We start from the raw sequence: 2,395 nt of genomic DNA on the forward strand, positions 1-2,395 counted from the left end.
GACGGGGGAGTTGGGGGTGATGGGGGAGTTGGGGGGGAGCAAAAAATAATTAAAAATAGTAAAATTTATTTTGCAATAGAAGATACTGGATGCGGTATTGCAACAGAAGAAATTGAACATTTATTTGAGGCCTTCGTACAAGCTGAAGCGGGACGAAAATCGGTAGAAGGAACGGGTTTAGGACTCACAATTACTCGCCAGTTTATCACTTTGATGGGCGGTGAAATTGAACTTCGCAGTTGTTTGGGTAAAGGTAGTATATTTGAATTTTACATTACGCCCTCAGTTATTAATACGCTTCCCACAAGCAAAATCCCACTCCAGCGCGTTATTGGCTTGAAAGATACCGCGATCGCCTATCGAGTTTTGGCGGTTGATGATACGCGAGAAAACTGTCTGCTGATCAAGAAATTACTGCAACCGATTGGTTTTGAGGTTCGAGAGGCGATGAATGGTCAAGAGGCGATCGCCTTATGGGAAGCATGGAATCCCCATTTAATCCTCATGGATACGCGAATGCCGGTTATGAATGGCTATGAAGCCACCCAAGAAATTCGGCTGCGCGAAAAGGAAAGAGAACAGCGAATAGAGAACAAGGAACAATCATCCGTTGTTATTATTGCTTTAACAGCCAGCATTTTTGAAGAACAAAGGGGAATAATGTTAGAAGCAGGGTGCAACGATTTTATTCATAAGCCATTTCAAGAAACGACTTTACTTGAGAAAATAGCGACTCATCTGGGGGTGTTTTACCGTTTTGAAAATCTCGGTTCGACAGAAAAGTTCAATCGAAAAGCTGCCGCATCTAAACAATCGGAGTCATTTTTTCTCTCAGAATTCAAAAAAATGCCTCAATCTTGGCTTGAAAATCTCTATCATTATGCCAATGAAATTAATGAAGAAATGACTCTGAAACTCATTGAAGAAATCAACGATCGCTCTCCCGATCTAGCAGAACAGTTACGAGAACTATATGAAAATTCTCGGTTTGATATTATCGTTCGTATAACAAAAAAAATTGTAATTCAAGAATAATTGACTATTAATGTAACTAAGTTTATGAATAACGAAACCATTACAATTCTTATTGTTGACGACCAACCCAGCAACCTAAAATTTTTGGCACGATTATTACAAAATCAAGGCTATCGCGTCCGTCGTGCTATTTCCGGGGAGTTAGCCCTAAATGCCGCTTTTGCCTCACCTCCCGATCTGATTTTACTCGATATTCTCATGCCGGAAATCAACGGCTATGAAGTTTGCGAACGACTCAAAAAAGATCGGCGCACCGAGAATATTCCCATTATTTTTATTAGTGTTATCGATCGCGCCGATGAAAAAGTTAGAGCATTTAAGGCGGGAGGAGTAGATTATATTACTAAGCCTTTTCAAGCTAATGAAGTGTTAGCTCGCATCGATCATCAACTTACAATTCGCAAACTACAACAGCAACTCGAGACGCAAAATACTCAACTCAAAGCAGAAATTAATCAGCGTTCAATTGCTCAACAAGAAACGCAATTGCTGCTAGAATTAAGTCGTTCTTTCACCCGTTGCCCAGACTTTGAAACCGCTTTAGAAGAAGCCTTAAGTCGTCTTTGTCAAACGCTTCACGCATCTTATGCAGAAGCGTGGATCGAAAAAGATTCAGCCTCTCTACACTGCGCTCGAACTTGGTCGGGAAATCAGCAACGTTCAGACCAACTCGAAGCGATCGCCAAATTTCAACAAAATAGCGCCACAATTAGTTTAGACAAAGAGCAAGGATTAATCGGACGAGTATGGCATCAATGTCAACCGGAATGGCTGCACGATTTGTCAATTCTCTCTCCAGATATTTTTACCCGCGCTCATCTCGCTCAAGAGAGTGGATTTAAGACAGTTTTAGCCGTTCCAGTGACTATTACACAGTCTTTAAATAATCCGAAACTTAACGATCGCTCTCCAGAAACAAAGCCAAAAGTATTGGCGGTTTTAGCATTTTTCAGTACCGATCGAGAGCGCGATCGCCATTGGTTTGACCTGGTTGTGACGATCGCCGCACAACTGGGAACGATCGTGCAGCAAAAACAGGCAGAAGAAAACCTGCGTATCTCAGAAGAAAAATTTGCCAAAGCCTTTAGTTCCAGTCCTCATGCTATTGCTTTAAAAACCTTTCCCGAGGGGAGATATCTTGATGCTAACGAAAGTTTTTTCGAGTTATTGGGTTATAGTCGCAGCGAAATTATCGGCTTTTGCGCTCGAGATTTAAAAATATGGGTACATCCTCAACAGCGCGATCTCTTTCATCGCAAACTGACAGAAGAAGAAGGCATCCTTCGCAATCTTGAAGTCGAATTTCGCACTAAATTCGGACAGATTAAAACCCTCTTACTCTCTGCGGAACTGATTGACT

At 41.6% G+C, this 2,395-nt stretch carries 2 protein-coding genes; both read left to right on the plus strand.

The features are described 5' to 3' along the window. The coding region (locus tag VB714_RS27085) for a response regulator (RefSeq protein WP_323228435.1) at positions 1-1,035 on the plus strand (1,035 nt) is incomplete at its 5' end. 24 nt (positions 1,036-1,059) lie between these two features. Then, positions 1,060-2,395, plus strand: a 1,336-nt coding sequence (locus VB714_RS27090) for a response regulator (protein WP_323228437.1), incomplete at its 3' end; no start/stop codon positions are given.

The organism is Spirulina sp. 06S082, assembly GCF_034932145.1.
GTDB lineage: Bacteria > Cyanobacteriota > Cyanobacteriia > Cyanobacteriales > Spirulinaceae > CCY15215.